15 protein-coding genes are annotated in these 17,302 nt (G+C 72.4%); 9 read left to right on the top strand and 6 right to left on the bottom strand.

Features of this window, described 5'->3' with window-relative positions; translation table 11 throughout:
* The first annotated feature begins 54 nt into the window (after positions 1-54).
* From AB0B66_RS06310 to AB0B66_RS06280, 7 genes are all read left to right on the top strand, one after another.
* Complete coding sequence (locus AB0B66_RS06310) at positions 55-1,644, top strand: DUF4173 domain-containing protein (RefSeq protein ID WP_360523723.1); 1,590 nt, start codon at positions 55-57, stop codon at positions 1,642-1,644.
* A gap of 66 nt (positions 1,645-1,710) precedes the next feature.
* On the top strand, positions 1,711-2,466 hold the full coding sequence (locus AB0B66_RS06305) for an ABC transporter ATP-binding protein (protein ID WP_360523721.1): 756 nt from the start codon (positions 1,711-1,713) through the stop codon (positions 2,464-2,466).
* Positions 2,457-4,064, top strand: a complete 1,608-nt coding sequence (locus AB0B66_RS06300; protein WP_360523718.1) for an ABC transporter permease — start codon at positions 2,457-2,459, stop codon at positions 4,062-4,064. The genes AB0B66_RS06305 and AB0B66_RS06300 overlap by 10 nt, the downstream gene beginning before the upstream one ends.
* Before the next feature lie 106 nt (positions 4,065-4,170).
* On the top strand, positions 4,171-4,296 hold the full coding sequence (locus tag AB0B66_RS06295) for a hypothetical protein (protein ID WP_269059019.1): 126 nt from the start codon (positions 4,171-4,173) through the stop codon (positions 4,294-4,296).
* A 231-nt stretch (positions 4,297-4,527) separates the two neighbouring features.
* On the top strand, positions 4,528-6,822 hold the full coding sequence (locus tag AB0B66_RS06290) for a hypothetical protein (protein WP_360523715.1): 2,295 nt from the start codon (positions 4,528-4,530) through the stop codon (positions 6,820-6,822).
* 99 nt (positions 6,823-6,921) lie between these two features.
* Positions 6,922-8,205 carry an MFS transporter gene (locus AB0B66_RS06285; RefSeq protein WP_360523712.1) on the top strand — a complete coding sequence of 428 codons (1,284 nt, stop codon included), beginning with the start codon at positions 6,922-6,924 and terminating at the stop codon, positions 8,203-8,205.
* Positions 8,206-8,276: 71 nt separating this feature from the next.
* The gene (locus tag AB0B66_RS06280) at positions 8,277-10,082 is read left to right on the top strand and encodes an NHL domain-containing thioredoxin family protein (RefSeq protein WP_360523709.1); all 1,806 of its coding nucleotides are present in this window, start codon (positions 8,277-8,279) and stop codon (positions 10,080-10,082) included.
* Here the strand turns inward: AB0B66_RS06280 and AB0B66_RS06275 are convergent.
* From AB0B66_RS06275 to AB0B66_RS06265, 3 genes are read right to left on the bottom strand one after another with little or no spacing between them, the layout of a single operon-like run.
* Entirely contained in the window at positions 10,079-10,813 is a 735-nt protein-coding gene (locus AB0B66_RS06275) for a 5-oxoprolinase subunit PxpA (RefSeq protein ID WP_360523706.1), read from the bottom strand. The genes AB0B66_RS06280 and AB0B66_RS06275 overlap by 4 nt on opposite strands.
* Positions 10,797-11,783, bottom strand: coding sequence for a biotin-dependent carboxyltransferase family protein (locus tag AB0B66_RS06270; protein WP_360523703.1), 987 nt, complete (start codon positions 11,781-11,783; stop codon positions 10,797-10,799). The genes AB0B66_RS06275 and AB0B66_RS06270 overlap by 17 nt, the downstream gene beginning before the upstream one ends.
* Complete coding sequence (locus AB0B66_RS06265; protein WP_360523700.1) at positions 11,776-12,354, bottom strand: carboxyltransferase domain-containing protein; 579 nt, start codon at positions 12,352-12,354, stop codon at positions 11,776-11,778. Before AB0B66_RS06265 ends, AB0B66_RS06270 begins: the two co-directional genes overlap by 8 nt.
* A gap of 71 nt (positions 12,355-12,425) precedes the next feature.
* On the opposite strand from AB0B66_RS06265, the gene AB0B66_RS06260 reads away from it, so the two are divergent.
* The gene (locus AB0B66_RS06260; protein ID WP_360523697.1) at positions 12,426-13,106 is read left to right on the top strand and encodes a hemolysin III family protein; all 681 of its coding nucleotides are present in this window, start codon (positions 12,426-12,428) and stop codon (positions 13,104-13,106) included.
* Between the two features lie 92 nt (positions 13,107-13,198).
* Here AB0B66_RS06260 and AB0B66_RS06255 read toward each other — a convergent pair whose 3' ends face one another.
* Both AB0B66_RS06255 and AB0B66_RS06250 read right to left on the bottom strand, forming a co-directional pair.
* On the bottom strand, positions 13,199-13,711 hold the full coding sequence (locus tag AB0B66_RS06255) for a histidine phosphatase family protein (protein WP_360524152.1): 513 nt from the start codon (positions 13,709-13,711) through the stop codon (positions 13,199-13,201).
* A 178-nt stretch (positions 13,712-13,889) separates the two neighbouring features.
* Positions 13,890-15,725: an acyl-CoA dehydrogenase gene (locus AB0B66_RS06250; RefSeq protein WP_360523694.1), complete on the bottom strand. Its 1,836-nt coding sequence runs from the start codon at positions 15,723-15,725 to the stop codon at positions 13,890-13,892.
* 278 nt (positions 15,726-16,003) lie between these two features.
* Between AB0B66_RS06250 and AB0B66_RS06245 the strand changes: the two genes are divergently transcribed.
* A complete protein-coding gene (locus tag AB0B66_RS06245; protein ID WP_360523691.1) occupies positions 16,004-16,138 on the top strand; it encodes a hypothetical protein in 135 nt (44 codons plus the stop codon).
* On the opposite strand, the gene AB0B66_RS06240 is transcribed toward AB0B66_RS06245, so the two are convergent.
* A complete protein-coding gene (locus AB0B66_RS06240; protein ID WP_360523689.1) occupies positions 16,135-17,262 on the bottom strand; it encodes a SpoIIE family protein phosphatase in 1,128 nt (375 codons plus the stop codon). The two genes, AB0B66_RS06245 and AB0B66_RS06240, sit on opposite strands and share 4 nt — an antisense overlap.
* Positions 17,263-17,302: the final 40 nt, after the last annotated feature.

The following is a 17,302-nucleotide window of genomic DNA, read 5'->3' as shown; positions in this document are numbered from 1 at the left end:
ACGTGGACCGCACCGGTCCCCGCGCCGGCAACGGCCGAAGACAGCACCGCCGCTGTGACCAAGACGTCGGCCCCGGCCCCCGCACCGGCCGCGGTGCCCCCGCAGACGTACCCGGCCGACATGTCGCGGTTCTCGCCGCTGCCGCCGCCCCCGCCGGGCTTCCTGCAGGCGCGCTGGCAGGGGCCGGACTACGCGGGCGGGCCGGCGGCCTGGATCGCCGCGCTGGTCGGTGGCCTCGCCACCGCCATCGCGTTGCCGCTGAGCCGCCCCGGCATCGGCTGGCTGCTGGTGGGCCTGGTGATGACAGGCGCGGTCTGGCACGCGGCACGGTTCGGCCCGAAGCCGGACACGGCGCTCGAGCGCTGGATCCGGGTCGGCTGGGCGGTGCTCGCCGTAGCGCTGCTGGCCGTCGGCACCTTCCGCGACGCGGGCTGGCTGTTCGTCTTCTGTGTGCTCGGCGCGATCGCCTGCGGTTCGCTGGCGGTGGCCGGCGGGCATTCGGTGCGGGCCGTCGTCGTCGGCGCGATGGCGGTGCCGCTGGCGTTCTTCCGGGCCATCCCATGGCTGGGCAGGGGCGCGCGCGCCTGGCAGCAGACGCGGGAGAGGAGTGGCGCTGCGGGCCGCGTGGTGCTGTCGCTGATCGTGACGTTCGTGCTGCTGGTCGTCTTCGGTGCACTGTTCGCCTCGGCCGACGCCGCGTTCGCGACCCTGCTGGGCGACATCCTGCCCGAGCTCAACGCCCGCGCGATCTTCCGTGGTGTGCTGTACACCGCGATCGGCGGTCTGATCACCGCTGGTGCGATCTTCACCGTGCTGGCCCCGCCGGACCTGTCCGGGTTGGAGCGGCCTGCTTCGCGGCGCATCGGCCGCATCGAGGTGGCGCTGCCGCTGGGGGGCCTGGTGCTGCTGTTCGGCGCGTTCGTGGCGGTGCAGCTGCGCTTCTTCTTCGGCGACAAGGCCTACATCCAGAAGACCAGCGGGCTGACCTTCTCGGAGTACGCGGTGCAGGGCTTCAACCAGCTGCTCGTGGTGACCATGCTGACCCTGGTCGTCATCGGCCTGGTGTCGCGCTGGGCGGTGAAGGAGACCCGCCAGGACCGGATCCTGCTGCGTACCCTGCTCGGCGCGCTCGTGCTGCTGAGCTTGGTGATCGTCGGCTCCGCGGCCTGGCGCATGTGGCTCTACCAGAACACCTACGGCTGGACCCGGGAGCGGCTGTTCTTCGGCTCGGTCGAGCTCTACCTGGGCGGCGTGTTCATTCTGATCGCGCTGGCCGGGTGGAAGCTGCGCGCCTCGTGGTTCCCGCGGGCGGCGGTGGCCGGCTTCGCCGGGCTGCTGCTGTTCCTGGGCGCGGCGAACCCGGAGCACTTCATCGCGGAGCAGAACGTCGAGCGCTTCCAGAAGCTCGATTTCTGGTACCTGCGGGCGCTCGGTCCGGACGCGGCACCGGCTCTCGCCGAGCTGCCGGAGCCGTACCGCAGCTGCGCGCTGAGCTGGGTCATCCGCGATCTGAAGGCCGACCCGGACCAGTGGTACTCCTGGAATCTCAGCCGGGCCCAGGCCGCCGAGCTGCTGGAGGACATGTACATCCTAGGTGCGAGTCAGGCCTGCAACGAGTCCGAACGCCTCAACGCGAAGAGGTAATCCACGCCTGCCCGTCGCCCCTTGCGAGGGGCGACGGGCAGGCGCCGCGCGTCTACAGTCGGACGCGTGATCGAGGACAGTGCGTTCGCCCTTCAGGGGCTGGTCAAGAGGTTCGACACCAAGGTCGCCGTGGACGGCGTGGACCTGACCGTCCCGGCGGGCTCGTTCTTCGGCCTGCTCGGGCCGAACGGAGCCGGCAAGACCACCACCCTGTCCATGGCCGTCGGCCTACTGCGGCCGGACGCCGGGCGGGCCCTGGTGCTCGGCCACGACGTGTGGCAGGACCCGGTCCGGGCGAAATCGCTGATCGGTGTGATGCCCGACGGCGTACGCCTCTTCGACCGGCTCGACGGCACCGAGCTGCTCACCTACCAGGGCCTGCTGCGCGGCATGGCGCCCGACGTCATCGACGCCCGGGTCACCGAGCTGCTGGACGTGCTGGCGCTGACCGACGCCGGGCGCACCCTGGTCATCGACTACTCCGCCGGCATGAAGAAGAAGATCGCGCTGGCCTGCGCGCTGCTGCACGCACCCCGGCTGCTGGTGCTCGACGAGCCGTTCGAGGCCGTCGACCCGGTCAGCGGCGCGGCCATCCGCGACATCCTCACCCGCTACGTCGCCGGCGGCGGCACCGTCATCTTCTCCAGCCACGTGCTGGAGGTGGTGGAACGGCTGTGCACCCACGTCGCGATCATGGCGAGCGGCCGGATCAGCACCGTCGGCACCCTCGACGAGGTACGCGCCGGGCGCTCCCTGGAGGAGGCCTTCGTCGCGGTGGTCGGCGGGCGCACCTCGACCGGCTCGGAGCTGTCATGGCTCTGACCTTCGCCCGCCTGAAGCTGCGCGTGCTGCGCAACGGCTTCCGCGGCCGCCCCGGCAAGATCGCGCTGTTCGTGATCGGCCTGCTCTGCGCGCTGTTCTACGGCACCATGGCGGCGCTGTTCTTCCTGGTCCCGTACCTGCCGAACGGGCCGGACTGGGCGGCGGTGGTCCCGGCGCTCGGCGGGACGGTGCTGGTGCTCGGCTGGATCCTGATGCCGCTGGTCTGGTTCGGTGTCGACGAGACCCTGGAGCCCGGCCGCTTCGCGCTGCTGCCGGTGCGCCGGGCCACGCTGCTGCGCGGGCTGCTGGTCGCCGCGCTGCTGGGGGTGCCCGCGTTCGGCACCCTGCTGGCGACCTCCGGGCTGGCCATCGGCGCGGGCATCGCCGGGGGCCCGCTGCCCGCGGTGGCCGCCGCCGTCGGCGTGCTGCTCGGACTGCTGCTGTGTGTGGTGGTGAGCCGAGCCGTGACCAGTGGCTTCTCCCGCGCGCTGCGGTCGCGGCGGACCCGTGACCTGGCCGCGGTGGTGCTCGCCGTGCTCGCCGCGTCGCTGGGTCCGCTGCAGTTCCTGCTCACCTCGGGCGCGCAGCAGGTCGGCACGCAGCGCCTGGCCGCCCTCGCCGACGTGCTCGGCTGGACCCCGCTGGCGGCGCCGTACGTGGTGGGCCTGGACGCGGTGCAGGGGCGCTGGGCGGCGGTCGCGGCGCGGCTGGCCGTGACCGTCGTGACGATCCTGCTGCTGGCGTGGTGGTGGTCGCGTTCGCTGGAGTCGGCGATGCTCGGCACGGCCGGGGGTGGCGAGGTCCGGGTGCGGGCGGCCACCGGATATCCCGTCGCCCGGTTCTTCGGGCGGAGCCGGCAGCCGCGCACCGCGTACGGCGCGATGGTGGTCCGCGAGCTGCGCTACTGGGTACGCGACGTGCGGCGGCGGGCCAGCCTGATCACGTTCGCGGTGATCGGGGTGTTCCTGCCGGTCGTCATGAACCTCGGTCCCGGCGCCGGTGGCAACGTCGTCGCGCAGAGCGTGAACGGCGGTTCCATGGTGCTGGTCGGCGCGCTGGCCGGGCTCGGCATCGCGAACCAGTTCGGCTACGACGGCACGGCGTACGCGATGCACGTGGTGTCCGGGGTGTCGGGCCGGCTGGAGCTGCGGGCCAGGACGGTGGCGTACTCCTGGTACATCGTGCCGCTGCTGCTCGGCCTCGCCGTGCTCAACGCGGTGCTGCGCGAGGACCTGCTGCTGTTGCCGGTCATGATCGGCACGCTGTTCGCCGCGTACGGCACGGGGCTGGCCTGCGCGATGCACGTGTCGGTGTGGGCGGCGTACTCGCTGCCGGAGAACCAGAACCCGTTCGCGATCAACACGGGCACCGGCGTCGCGAAGAGCTTCCTGGCGATGGCGGCGTGGCTGGCGGGCATGGCGCTGGCGCTGCCGGTGCTGCTGCTGGTGCTGCTCGGCGGGTCGGTCGGGGCGGTGCTCGCACTGCCGGTCGGGCTGGCGTACGCGGCCGGTGCGATCTGGCTCGGGCTGCTCACCGCCGGTGACATCCTCGACCACCGGCAACCTGAGCTGCTGGCGGCGATCACCCCCCGGACATGACGGGTTCACCTACGAATCGTCGGCCGGTGGCGCAGCTCACCGAATAATCGTTGGAGTTTGTGGGGACCCATGCGATGTAATAGTTGGTATGAGCATCATGAAGAAGATGCGGACGCGGAGCCGCAGCGCCGAGCAGATCCACCTCGAGCGCACCCACGCCGAGCGCGCGCAGCGTCGCCGCGCCGCAGAACTCGGTGACCCGATGGCAGCCGTCTTCGTACGCCTGCACTGAAACTTTTCTCCTCCTCCAAGAGCGTTGCGGCCCCTGTCGCGCCATCCGGCGACAGGGGCCGCAACGCTTTCCCGGCCGTGCCAGGCCACCGACGTGAACCCACCTCCCGTATTCCGGTCGCGCGGGAGTACCGGTACGGTGGGCACGGCCGCCACCCCTCGGCTCATGACCCCTGCGTTGTTTCCGCGCGGGCGTCTCCAGGGCTGGCGAGAGAGAAGGAGGCGTGCGCGTATGACGTCCGAGGCACCGCAGCAGCCCGGCTGGCCGCCGGCTGACGCAGCCGAGCGCAAGAGCGGATTCGGCCTGTTCGAGGCGCCGCCGGCACCCGACGAGTTCCCGGTGTTCACTCCGTACGGCAGCGCGCCGGAGGAGTCGTTCCCGCCGGACTCGGTCGCCGACCAGGCCCCGCCCGCGTTCGGCGGGTTCCCGGCCGAGCCCGCAGCCGCCGCGCCGACCGGCGACGGAGCGCCGTACGTGCCGGCTCCGGCCGTCGTGCCGATCCCCGGCGTACGCCATGAGATGTCGTCGTCGTTCGCGGCGCACGAACCTTTCGTCACCTCGGCGCCGCCCGCGGAGCCCGACTGGTCGACGCCGCAGGCGCAGCCGGAGTGGGCCGCGTCCCAGGACTGGTCCACCCCCGCCGAGCAGCCGTGGCAGGCCGAGCCCGCCGCCGCCGAGCAGCCCTGGCAGTCGGCCGCCGCCGCGCCCGCCGCGGAGCAGTGGCCCGACTACTCCGACTTCAGCAAGCCGCAGGAGCAGCCCCCGGCCGCGCCCGCCTTCGAGCCGGCACCGGCCGAGCCGGCCACCGCGTCGGGCTCCTGGGCCGCGTTCGCCGCCGGTGAGTCGCCCAAGCCCAGCGCCCCGGCAGGCCCGTGGACCCCGCCGCCCGCGGTCGCCGCGCTGATGGACCCCGAGCCGGAGGCCCCGGCCGCACCGGCCTACGAGCCGCCGCCCGCGTACGAGCCGGCCCCGGCCTTCGAACCCGCTCCGTACACGCCGACCTCGTCCTACGAGCCCGCGCCTTCCTACGAGCCCGCCCCCTCGTACGAGCCCGCGCCGTCGTCGTACGAGCCCGCGCCGTCGTCGTACGAGCCCGCGCCGTCCTATGAGCCCGCCTCGTCGTATGAGCCCGCGCCTGCGCCGTCTTACGAGCCTGCGCCGTCGTCGTACGAGCCCGCCTCGTCGCCCGCTCCGGCGTACGAGCCCGCACCTGCGTACGAGCCTGCCTCGTCCTACGAACCTGCGCCGTCGTCTTACGAGCCCGCGCCGTCTTACGAACCCGCGCCGTCTTACGAGCCCGCCTCGTCGTACGAGCCTGCGCCAGCGGCTCCCGCGTACGAGCCCGTTGCCGCCGCGGCTCCGGTGAGCCCGCCGCCGAGCGCCGGGCCGGTCAGTTCGCCGCCCGCGCCGACGACGCCGGTCAGCACGCCGCCGGCCATTCCGGTCACGCCGCCGCCGTCGGTGGCGCGCGCCTCGGCCGGGGTCGCCTCCGTCTCGGTGCCGGCCGCGAGTCGGGTGAGCCCCGCCGAGGACGCGCCGGCCGCTACGCCCAAGCCCCAGGGCCGGGTGTACGGCTCTGCCACCGTGTCCGCGCCCGCCGAGGAGGCTCCGGCAGCCGCGCCGATGTCGCCGCCTCCCCCACCGCCCGCGCAGCCCGCGGCCGGTGCCGCGCGGGCCACCGCCCGGGTGACCGTGCCCGGCGCCCAGCCCACCCCGGCGGAGCCGCACTCGGCGCCGCCGATCGCCCGCTCGTCCACGGTGTACGGTGCGCCCGCCCGCGCGGCCGAGCAGCCCGCGCCGCCCGCTCCCGAGCAGGCCGCACCGCAGGCCGCCCCGGCTCTGGCCCAGCGCCAGCCGCGCCAGCACGCGTTCGGCGACCTGCTCCAGCCTGCCGGGGCTCCCCCGGCGGCCGCCGCCGTGCCTCCGGCCGCCCCGCCTGCTCCGGCCGGCCCGCCGCCCTCGGTGTACGGCAACCCGCCCACGACGCCGCCCGGCCCGCCGCAGCGCGCGCCGATGCAGCCGCCGGCCCGCCCGGCAGGTCCCCCGCCCGGTGCCGGCATCGTGCCGGGGCAGCGCCCGCCGATGGACTCGCCCCCGCCGCCCGCACAGGAGCAGTCGAAGTTCGACAAGTTCAAGCCCGACGAGACCGGCACCGGTGCGCTGGAGATCAAGCCGGTCCGCACCGGCCGCGTGATCGTGATGGTGGTCGTCGGCTGCGCGCTGCTGCTGGCGCTCGCCTTCGGTGTCCTGATCGGCGCGCAGAAGCTGCTCGGCGGCGATGAGGCCACCGCGACGTTCGGGGTCGGCGACTGCCTCAAGCAGTCCGGCGACGTCGCCGTCGCGGCCGCGTGCACCGAGCCGCAGACCTACAAGGTCGTCTCGGTCGCCGACAGCAAGGACCAGTGCGACAAGACGCAGCCGCACGTCACCGTCGACAGCAAGGTGCTGTGCCTGGCCCCGAACACCGCCGAGGGCGGTCAGCCGTCCACGGCTCCGTCGGAGCCCGCGGCCACGCCGACCCCGTGACGACGGCGTACCCGTAACGAGTGAAAGGCCCTGTGGCACTGACCACAGGGCCTTTTATCTCGCTCGCGTGACGTCACACCCGGGCAGCACACTGGCCGCATGTTGCGCGAAGCCCTGCCCGCGAGGCCCGAAGCACGCCGGATGCTCGTCGGCACCCTCTTCTCCGCGCTGGGCCGAGGGCTGACGCTGCCGTTCCTGGTCATCTACCTGACCGAGGTGCGGCACCTGTCCGGCACCACGGTGGGCCTGCTCATCGGCTGGTTCGGCCTGCTCACTCTCGCGGTCGCGCCGCTGTCGGGCTCGCTGATCGACCGGTTCGGCGCGCGCCGGGTGGTCATGCCCGCGCTGCTCATCGAGGCGGTCGGCGTCGGCTCGCTGGCCCTGGTCGGCACCACCTGGCAGGCCGCCCTCGCGCTGACGCTGAGCGGCCTGGGCGCGTCGACGATCTGGGCCGGCATGAACACGGTCTTCACCTCGATCACCGGCGAGCAGGAGCGGCAGCGGGTCTTCGGCCTCCAGTTCGCCCTGCTCAACCTGGGTATCGGCATCGGCTCGGCGACCGCGGGCAGCATCGTGGACACCGCCCGGCCGGGCACCTTCCAACTGATCTACGTGCTGGACATGTTCTGCTACGCCGGGCCGTTCCTGATCCTGCTCTCCATGCCGAAGGTGGGCCGGCGGCTGGTCGAGACGCCGACCCTGACCGACAGCGGCCGCAAGCGGGGATACGGCGAGGTGCTGCGGCACAAACCGTTCCGCCGCCTGATGATCTTCAGTGTGCTGCTGACCGTGTCCGGATACGCGCAGCTGGAGGTGGGCTTCACCGGCTTCGCGACCAAGGTCGCGGGCGTCACACCGCAGATCATCGGCTACTCGTTCACCGCCAACACCGTGGTGATCGTGCTGGCGCAGCTGCTGGTCATCAAGAAGTTGCAGGGCCGCAGCCGCAGCCGGGCGCTGGCCGCGGTCGGCGGCGTGTTCGGCACGGCCTGGCTGGTGCTCGGCCTGGCCGGCTACATCGACGGCAGCAACATGGTGCTCAGCGCCGCGATCGTGATCCTGTTCGGCGCGATCTTCGCGGTCGGCGAGACGATGCTCTCCCCGGTCAGCCCCGCCCTGGTCAACGTGCTCGCCACGGACGAGCTGCGCGGTCGCTACAACGCGCTGTCCTCGATGGTGTGGGGCATGTCCGCGATCGTCGCCCCGGTCAGCGCCGGCCCACTGCTCGGTGCCGGGCTCGGCGGCGTGTGGATCGTCCTGGTCGCCGCGGGCACGCTCGCCGCGTCGCTGGTGGCCCTGTCGCTGCACAAGCTGATCACGCCGGAGCAGGACGGCCGCACCGTCGCCGCCGCGCCGGGTGTGCTGGAGCCGGCCGCGGCCTGATCGCGCGGCGGTAGGCCACGTCACCACCCCGCCCCTGCGCCGACGGCCCCATGATCGGGCAGAATGGCGGTATGCGGGTACGGGCGCCGGAGCTGCGCGGACGAGGCTGGTTGAACACCGGCGGCAAGGACCTCAAGCTGGTCGACCTGCGCGGCCGAATTGTGATCTTGGATTTTTGGACCTTCTGCTGCATCAACTGCCTGCACGTGCTCGACGAGCTGCGCCCGCTCGAGGAGAAGTACGCCGACGTGCTGGTGATCATCGGGGTGCACTCGCCGAAGTTCGAGCACGAGCGGGACGCGGACGCGCTGGCCGCCGCGGTGGAGCGCTACGGCGTGGACCACCCGGTGCTCGACGACCCGGACATGGACATGTGGCAGCAGTACGCCGCCAAGGCCTGGCCGACGCTCTCGGTGATCGACCCCGAGGGTTACGTCGTGGCGAACATGGCCGGCGAGGGCCACGCCGAAGGGCTGCGCCGCCTGCTGGACGAGCTGATCGCCGTGCACGAGGCGAAGGGCACGCTGCACCGCGGCGACGGCCCGTTCGTGCCCCCGCCGCCGAGCGACACCCTGCTGCGCTTCCCCGGCAAGGCGCTGCCGCTGCCCGACGGCACCGTGCTCGTCTCCGACTCGGCCCGGCACAGCCTCGCCGTCCTCGACCAGGACCTGTCGGCGGTGCTCCGCCGTGTCGGCTCGGGCGGGCGCGGTCGCGCCGACGGCGGCCCGGCGGAGGCGAGCTTCTCCGAACCCCAGGGCCTGTGCCTGCTGCCCACCGACGTCGCGGCGCTCGTCGGCTACGACGTCGTCGTCGCGGACACGGTGAACCACCTGCTGCGCGGCGTACGGCTGAGCGACCTGGCCGTGACAACGGTGGCCGGCACCGGCCGGCAGTGGCGGTCGAGCCTGGACGACCACGCCCACGACGCCCGGTCCATGGACCTGTCCTCGCCGTGGGACGTCGCCTGGTACGACGGCAAGGTGGTCGTCGCCATGGCGGGCACGCACACGCTGTGGTGGTTCGACCCGGTGAAGCGGACCGTCGGCCTGTACGCGGGCACGACCGTCGAGGCACTGCGCGACGGCGCGCTGGACCAGGTGTGGATGGCCCAACCGTCCGGCCTGTCCGCCTCGCCCGACGGCCGCCGGCTGTGGCTGGCCGACTCGGAGACCAGCGCGTTGCGCTGGATCGAGGACGGGCAGATGCACACCGCGGTCGGCCAGGGCCTGTTCGACTTCGGGCACGTGGACGGACCGGCTGACCAGGCTCTGCTGCAGCACCCGCTGGGCGTGTGCGCGCTGCCGGACGGCTCGGTGCTGATCGCGGACACGTACAACGGCGCGGTCCGGCGCTGGCAGGACGGCACGGTGTCCACCGTGGACAGCGGCCTGGCCGAGCCCAGCGACGTCGTGCTCGACGCGGACGGCAGCGTGATCGTGGTCGAGTCGGCCGCGCACCGGCTGGTCCGGCTCGCCCCCGGTGCGGCCGGCGTGGTCGACGGCGGCCGGCACAAGGTCGAGCGGCCCCCGTCGCCGCTGGCCCCGGGCACGGTCACGCTGGACGTCATCTTCACGCCCGCGCCGGGCCAGAAGCTCGACCGCAGCTTCGGCGACCCGACCCGGCTGGAGGTGTCCGCCTCCCCTGCCGAGCTGCTGCTGGAGGGCGCCGGGGTGACCACGGACCTGTCCCGCAAGCTGGTCCTCAACCCGGCCGTGCCGCAGGGCGTGCTCCAGGTCGTGGCGCAGGCGGCGACCTGCGACGAAGACGCCGAGTTCGCGGCCTGCCACCTCACCCGCCAGGACTGGGGCGTGCCCGTCGTCATCACCCCGGACGGTCCCGACCGCCTCCCCCTGATCCTCCGCGGCCTCGACGGCTAGGGCAGGAAGGCGCGGAGAGGCACTTCTGCGTACTGGAGTGCCTCTCGGACGGCCCGGGCCAGCGCGACCGCGCCCGGGGTGTCGCCGTGCAGGCAGATCGAGTCGACGGCGTGCGGCAGCACCGTGCCGTCGAGGGCGATGACCCGCTGGTCCACCGCCATCAGCAGGGCGCGGGCCACCACCTCCTCCTGGTCGGTAATGACCGCACCGGGCTTGGTACGCGGCAGTAGGGTGCCGTCGGCCCGGTAGGCGCGATCGGCGAAGCCCTCCGCGTAGACGGGCACGACCGCGTCCCCGGCAGCGGTGGCCAGCGGCGAGCCGGGCGCGCACAGCACCGGCAGGCCGGTCGCCTGCGCCGCCTCGACGATGGCGTCGATGTGCGCGGTCGCGTGGTAGAGCGCGCCGTGGGGTTTGAGGTATCGCACCCGGGCGCCCTCGGCCGCGGCCAGCGCCTGCAGCGCCCCGACCTGGTAGATGATCTCGTCGCGGAGCTGGTCGAGGTCGTACTCGATGAATCTGCGGCCGAAGCCGGCCAGGTCGCGGTAGCCGACCTGCGCGCCCACCGCGACGCCCTGCCGGGCGGCCAGTTCGCAGGTGCGGCGCATGGTCGCCGCGTCCCCGGCATGGAAGCCGCAGGCGACGTTGGCGCTGGTCACCAGGTCGAGCAGGGCCTCGTCGTCACCGAGTTCCCAGCGGCCGAAACCCTCACCGAGGTCAGCGTTGAGATCCATAGAGGAACACAGTAGTGCCTGGACGCGCCTGCGCGAGCAGCCCGAGATCGGCGGGGTGCACGACCCCGACGACCGGGTATCCGCCGGTGGTCGGGTGGTCGGCGAGGAACACCAGCGGCCGCCCGTCGCCGGGCACCTGGATCGCCCCTGCGAGCAGCCCTTCGCTGGGCAGTTCCCCGGCCACGGACCGGGTCAGCGGCGGCCCGTCCAGCCGCACCCCGATCCGGTCGCCCTGGTCGACCGTGTACGCGGTGCGCAGCAGCTCACCAGGGTCGGCGAACCAGTCGTCCCGTGGCCCGAAGCGCACCCGCAAGCGGATCTCCTCGGCGGGCGCGGACACCGGCACGAAGTCGACCCCGAGCGGTCCACCGCCGCTCCCGCCCCCGCCGCCTTGCACCGCCGGGCCCTGCCGTCCGGAACCGGCCGGGCCCACGAACGCTGTCGTGCCCTGCCTTGCGGTCCCTGCCGCACGGTGGGACGGCCAGCCGGGCGGTGCCTGGGCATCGCCGATGCCTGCCTGGCCGACCGGAAGCACCTGGCCCACGCGCAGCGGTTCAGGTCCGATGCCGGAGAGGGTGTCGGTGCTGCGCGACCCGAGCACCGGCGGGACGGCGATGCCACCCGACACGGCGAGATAGCTGCGAATACCGTGGCGTGGCGGTCCGATCTCGACGCGCGAACCTGCGGGCAGCCCGAACGCGACCCCGTAGGGCACCGGGCGGCCGTCGACGCTTACCGGACCCGGCGCGCCGGTGAGCGCGCACCAGACGGACGCTTGCGCCCGCAGGACCGCTCCGCCGTAGGTGACCTCGATCCCGGCGCAGGTCTCCGAGTTTCCGACGAGGCGGTTGGCCAGCCGCAGCGCCGCCGGGTCGAGTGCGCCGGACCGCGACACGCCGAGTTCGGCGTAGCCGAGGCGGCCCAGGTCCTGCACGGTGGCCAGCGGGCCTGGCTTCAGCACCTCAAGCATCGACGAACCTGACGAGCGTCCCCGGCGCGAGCAGCGCGGGCGGGTCACGGTCGAGGTCGAACAGGACCAGCTCGGTGCGGCCCACCAGCTGCCAGCCGCCGGGCGAGCTGCGCGGATAGATTCCGGCGTACGGCCCCGCGAGCGCCACCGAGCCCGCCGGCACCCTGGCCCGCGGGCTGGCCAGCCGGGGCAGCCACCGCCGCTCGGGCAGCCCGGTCAGATAGCCGAAGCCGGGCGCGAACCCGCAGAACGCGACCGTGAACTCGGTCTCCCGGAGCACCCGCGCCGGATCGGCCTGCCACGCCGCCGCGACGGCGTCGTGGTCGGGCCCGTCCCAGTGCACCGGAACGTCCACGCGCGACGGCGGCCCGGACGGTGCGGCCTCGGGTGCGAGGTCCGCCCAGCGCGGCTCGCCCCGCACCCCGCGCAGCAGCACCGTGCGCGCCGCGGGAACGATCTCCTCGCAGGCCAGCTCGCCGCGCTCGCGGGCGGCGCGCAGTGCGCGGAACCACGCCGCCGGGTCGTCGACCTCCAGCAGCAGCGAGTCCCAACCGTACTTCCGGACCAGCACGACGCAGATGTTACCGGCCTCACGCGCCGAGGCTACGCACGAGTAACCTACGGTGCCGTAGCCTAGGGGGCATGACCGATACGTCCGCCCCGCGACGTCTGCGCCCCGTCGACATCGGCAAGCCACGGATGCGTGGCTGGCTGCACGCGTACGCCTTCTTCGTCGCCCTGGTGTGCGGCATCGTCCTGGTCACCATCGCCGCGTTCCGGCCCGGCGGCACACCCGTGATCAGCGTGGCGGTCTACAGCCTCACCGTGTGCGGGCTGTTCGGCGTCAGCGGGCTCTACCACCGGCGGGTCTGGAGCGAGCGCGGCTACCAGCTCATGCGGCGGCTCGACCACGCCATGATCTTCATCTTCATCGCGGGCACGTACACCCCGTTCTGCCTGCTCCTGCTGGCGTCCGGCAAGGCCGCGCTGCTGCTGGCCCTGGTCTGGGCGGGCGCGCTGGGCGGGGCTGCCATGTCGCTGATCTGGCCGCACGCGCCGCGCTGGGTCTCCGCGCCGCTCTACCTGGCCCTGGGCTGGGTCGCCGTCGCCGTGCTGCCCGACATCCTGCACAACGGCGGCGTCACCGCCCTGGTCCTGCTGATCGTCGGCGGCCTGGCCTACAGCGTCGGCGCGATCTTCTACGCACTCCGCCGCCCCAACCCGTGGCCCGAGGTCTTCGGCCACCACGAGTTCTTCCACGCCTGCACCCTGCTCGCCGCCATCTCCCACCACATCGCCATCTACTTCGCCCTCTTCGCCTGACCCCACCGCATGATCGCTCGACTTGCCAGACAGATGGGCGATTGAGTCGTCAAGATACGCACACCTGCCCGGCAATTCTGATGATCTAGGGGTCAGGCGCGGGCGGTGTGGGCGGCGATGAGTTTGGCGGTGGTGGTGTCGGGCCAGTCGGTTTCGGGCTGGTGGACGGCTAGGCCGCAGGTGCGCAGGCCGTCGGAGTCGACCTCGCCGCCGCCCGCGTCGAGCTGCGCGGAGAGCTGGGAGATGGTCGGGTTGTGCCCGATGACCAGGACCGTGCGGAACTCGGGTTCCACTTCCCGGATGAGGGCGAGCAGCTCGTCGGGCGAGCCTTCGTACAGCCGGCGTTCGTAGCGGACCACCGGCGACCCGGCGCCGGCCAGCGCGACCGCGACCGAGTGCCAGGTCTGGCGGGTGCGCCTGGCCGGCGAGCAGAGCACGAGGTCGGGCACGTAGCCGTGGTTGACCATCCAGGCTCCGGCCGCGGCGGCGTCGGCGTGGCCGCGGTCGGTCAGCGGGCGGTCGGTGTCGGCCAGCCCCGCGGGGCGGTCGGCCTTGGCGTGACGCAGCAGCACCAGGGTGCGTGGGCGCGTTCCGGCGCCGGACAGCGGGGCCATGTGCCCAGCTTGCCGCAAGCGCGACGGTTGCGCATCCCAACTTCGGCGATAACCGCTCGGCACCCGGCTGAACGGCGCATACGGGAACGGCGCCCCCGCGTGAGGAGGGGCGCCGTTCACCTATTCGTGGGATGGGTGCGGGGCGCGGCCGGGGCCGCACCCCGTGGGGTCAGAAGGAGGCCTCGTCCAGGTCCATCGCGTCGAGCGTGGCCAGCTCGACGATGCGCCGGTCGGAGCCCAGCCGCGGCAGCACCTCGCGCGAGAAGAAACGCGCGGTGGCCACGACACCGGTGTAGAACGCCTGGTCGGTGCCCGGCTCGCCGGACAGCTTGCGCAGCGCGACCTCGGCGCGGCGCAGCAGCAGCCAGCCGACGACCAGGTCGCCGATGGCGAGCAGCAGGCGGCGCGAGTGCAGGCCGACCTTGTACAGCGCCCGCGGGTCGTCGCCCTGCGACTCGGCCAGCCAGCCGGTGAACGTGCCGAGCATGGCCTGCACGTCGCCGAGGGCGGCGGCCAGGGACGCGCGCTCCTCCTTGAGCTGGCCGTTGCCGGCCTCGTTGGTGAGGAACTCCTGGATCTCGCCGGCGACCGACATCAGGGCCCGGCCGTTGTCCCGCACGATCTTGCGGAACACCAGGTCGAGGCTCTGGATCGCGGTGGTGCCCTCGTACAGGGAGTCGATCTTCGCGTCGCGGACGTACTGCTCCAGCGGGTAGTCCTGCAGGAAGCCCGAACCGCCGAAGGTCTGCAGCGACTCGGAGCCGAGCAGCTCGAACGCGCGCTCGGAGCCGCAGCCCTTGACCAGCGGCAGCAGGAAGTCGTTGATCTTCGAGGCGCGCTTGGCGGCCTTCTCGTCCCCGGCGGCGGTGGCGATGGAGACCCGGTCCTGCCAGTACGCCGTGTAAGCGACCAGCGCTCGCAGGCCCTCGGCGTACGACTTCTGCAGCAGCAGCGAGCGGCGCACGTCCGGGTGGTTGGTGATGGCGACGCGCGGGGCGGTCTTGTCCGTCATCTTCAGCAGGTCGGCACCCTGCACGCGCTCCTTGGCGTAGGACAGCGCGTTGAGGTAACCGGTCGACAGCGTCGCGATGGCCTTGGTGCCGACCATCATCCGGGCGTTCTCGATGATCAGGAACATCTGCCGGATGCCCTCGTGCACCTCGCCGACGAGCCAGCCCTTGGCCGGGACGCCGTGGCCGCCGAAGGTGGTCTCGCAGGTCGTGGAGACCTTGATGCCCATCTTGTGCTCGACGTTGGTGACGAAGACGCCGTTGCGCTCGCCCAGCTCGCCGGTCTCGGCGTCGAAGTGGAACTTGGGCACCACGAACAGCGACAGGCCCTTGGTGCCCGCCGCGTGGCCCTCGGGGCGGGCCAGGACGTAGTGGATGATGTTGTCGGACATGTCGTGCTCGGCCGAGGTGATGAAGCGCTTCACGCCCTCGATGTGCCAGGAGCCGTCGTCCTGCTTGACCGCCTTGGTGCGGCCCGCGCCCACGTCCGAGCCCGCGTCGGGCTCGGTGAGCACCATCGTCGAGCCCCACTTCTTGTCGACGAACAGCTCCGCCCACTTCTTCTGCTCGTCGGTGCCCTCCAGGAAGAGCACGTGTGCGAACGACGGGCCGGAGCCGAACATCCAGACCGGCGCATTCGAGCCGAGCACCAGCTCGGCGAAGGCCCAGGTCAGGGTGCGCGGAGCGGAGCTGCCGCCGAGGGCGGGCGGCAGGTCCAGGCGCCAGAACTCCGAGTCCATCCAGGTCTGGAAGGACTGCTTGAAGCTCTCCGGCATGGTCACGGTGTAGTTCGCCGGGTCGTACACCGGAGGATTGCGGTCGGCGTCGGCGTAGCTCGCGGCCAGGTCGACGCGCGCCATGCGGTCGATCTCGCTCAGCACGCTGCGCGCGGTGTCCGCGTCGACCTCGGCGAAGGGGCCCTCGCCGAAGGGCGTGTCGAAGACCTCGAACAGGTTGAACTCAAGATCCCGCAAGTTGCTCTGGTAGTGGCTCATTCTTCCCGCCCTCAGCGCATTCAGTTACCGACCAGTAAGTACGACTCTATTACTCGTCAGTAACCATCGGCAAGCGAACTGCCGAGAAGTTCACATCACAACCAGGTGAAATCCCCCACCCTTCAGCGCGCCGCCGCGCGACCCGTGGCGGACATAGTGAATAAAACGGACACATGCAAGGCACCACGCCGAGATGCCGCAACCTAACCGCATCGACGTCGTTCTTCCGGGTGACGCGCGGGCACCCTCGCCCCGCCGGCCACAGGGGAGGAAGAAAGATGATCGAGAACCTGCGCAAGCTGATGTTCGAGCCGCGCTACCCGATCCGCTACATCGGCCGCCACCGCGCCCCGAGCGCGCTGCCCTCGCTGACGCTGGCCGTGCGCCGCAGCCGCACGACCTCGGTCGCCTAGTTCGTCGCGCCGAGTTCCCAGCTCGGCACCGGGGCCAGGGTCGGCTGCGACGGGCCCGCGTACTCCATCAGGATCAGCGCGATGTCGTCGTCCAGCCGGTTGTGCACCCACTCCAGCAGCGCCGACTCGACCGAGGCCAGACCGTCGCCGACGGTGCCGTGGCCGAGCAGCTTCCAGGCCCGCTCGGTGATCGGGAAGAACTCTCCGTCACGCCGCGCCTCGGCCAAACCGTCGGTCAGCAGCAGCAGCCGGTCACCGGGCTCCAGCCGCTCCACGCGGCTGCGCACCACCGGCATGAAACCCAGCGGCGGCGCCGGCGAGGGCGGATCAAGGGTGATCACCTCGCCGCGCCGGATCAGGATCGGCGCGGGGTGGCCGCAGTTGACGATAGTCAGCGTGCCGCCGCGCTCCTCGACCAGGCACGCGGTGACGAAGTCCTCGTCGCCCACGCTGCGGGCCACGGCCCGGTCCAGGTCGGCGACGATCGCGCGCAGGTCGGCCCGCTCGAAGGCGACATGGCGGTACGAGCCCAGCACGATGCTCGCCGTACGCACCGCGTCCAGGCCCTTGCCCCGCACGTCACCGATGATCATGCGCACGCCGTACGGCGTATCCAGCGCCTCGTAAAGGTCGCCGCCGATGTCGGCCGCGGCGGTCGCGGAGATGTACCGGCCGGCCACCGCCAGCGTGCCCACCTTCGGGCCGAGCGGCCGCAGCACCGCCTGCTGCGCGATGGTGGCGAGCTTGGCCAGTTCGGCGATGCGCTCGGCCTGCCGTTGCCGGACCACCGCCACCAGCGCCGCGATGCCGGTCGCCAGACCGATGCCGATGACGTTGATGAACGCCGACAGATCGTCCTGGCTCATGCCGAAGAAGGCGAAGACCGTGCCCACCGCCGTCGCGACCCCGCCCGCGAGCAGCACCGCCTGCCACGGCGCGAACACCGCGGCGAGGAACGGCACGGTCGCCATCAGGCCGACGAAGCGCGCCTCGCGGCCGTCTGCCAGCTCCACCGCGCTGATCAAGAAGAGCAGCACGAAGGCCGCGCCGAGTCCGGCGCGGAATCCAGGGCTTAGCGGGCGGCCGCCCGACAGGACAAGTGGAATGCGTACGGCAACCAGCATGCCTGATCAACTCCGCCACACCGCTCAGATTGTCTCGTCG

Origin of the sequence: Catellatospora sp. NPDC049111 (genome assembly GCF_040648615.1) — a bacterium.
GTDB lineage: Bacteria > Actinomycetota > Actinomycetes > Mycobacteriales > Micromonosporaceae > Catellatospora > Catellatospora aurea.
Note: the sequence above shows the minus strand (reverse complement) of the source record. Positions and strands in the feature narration are given on the sequence as shown.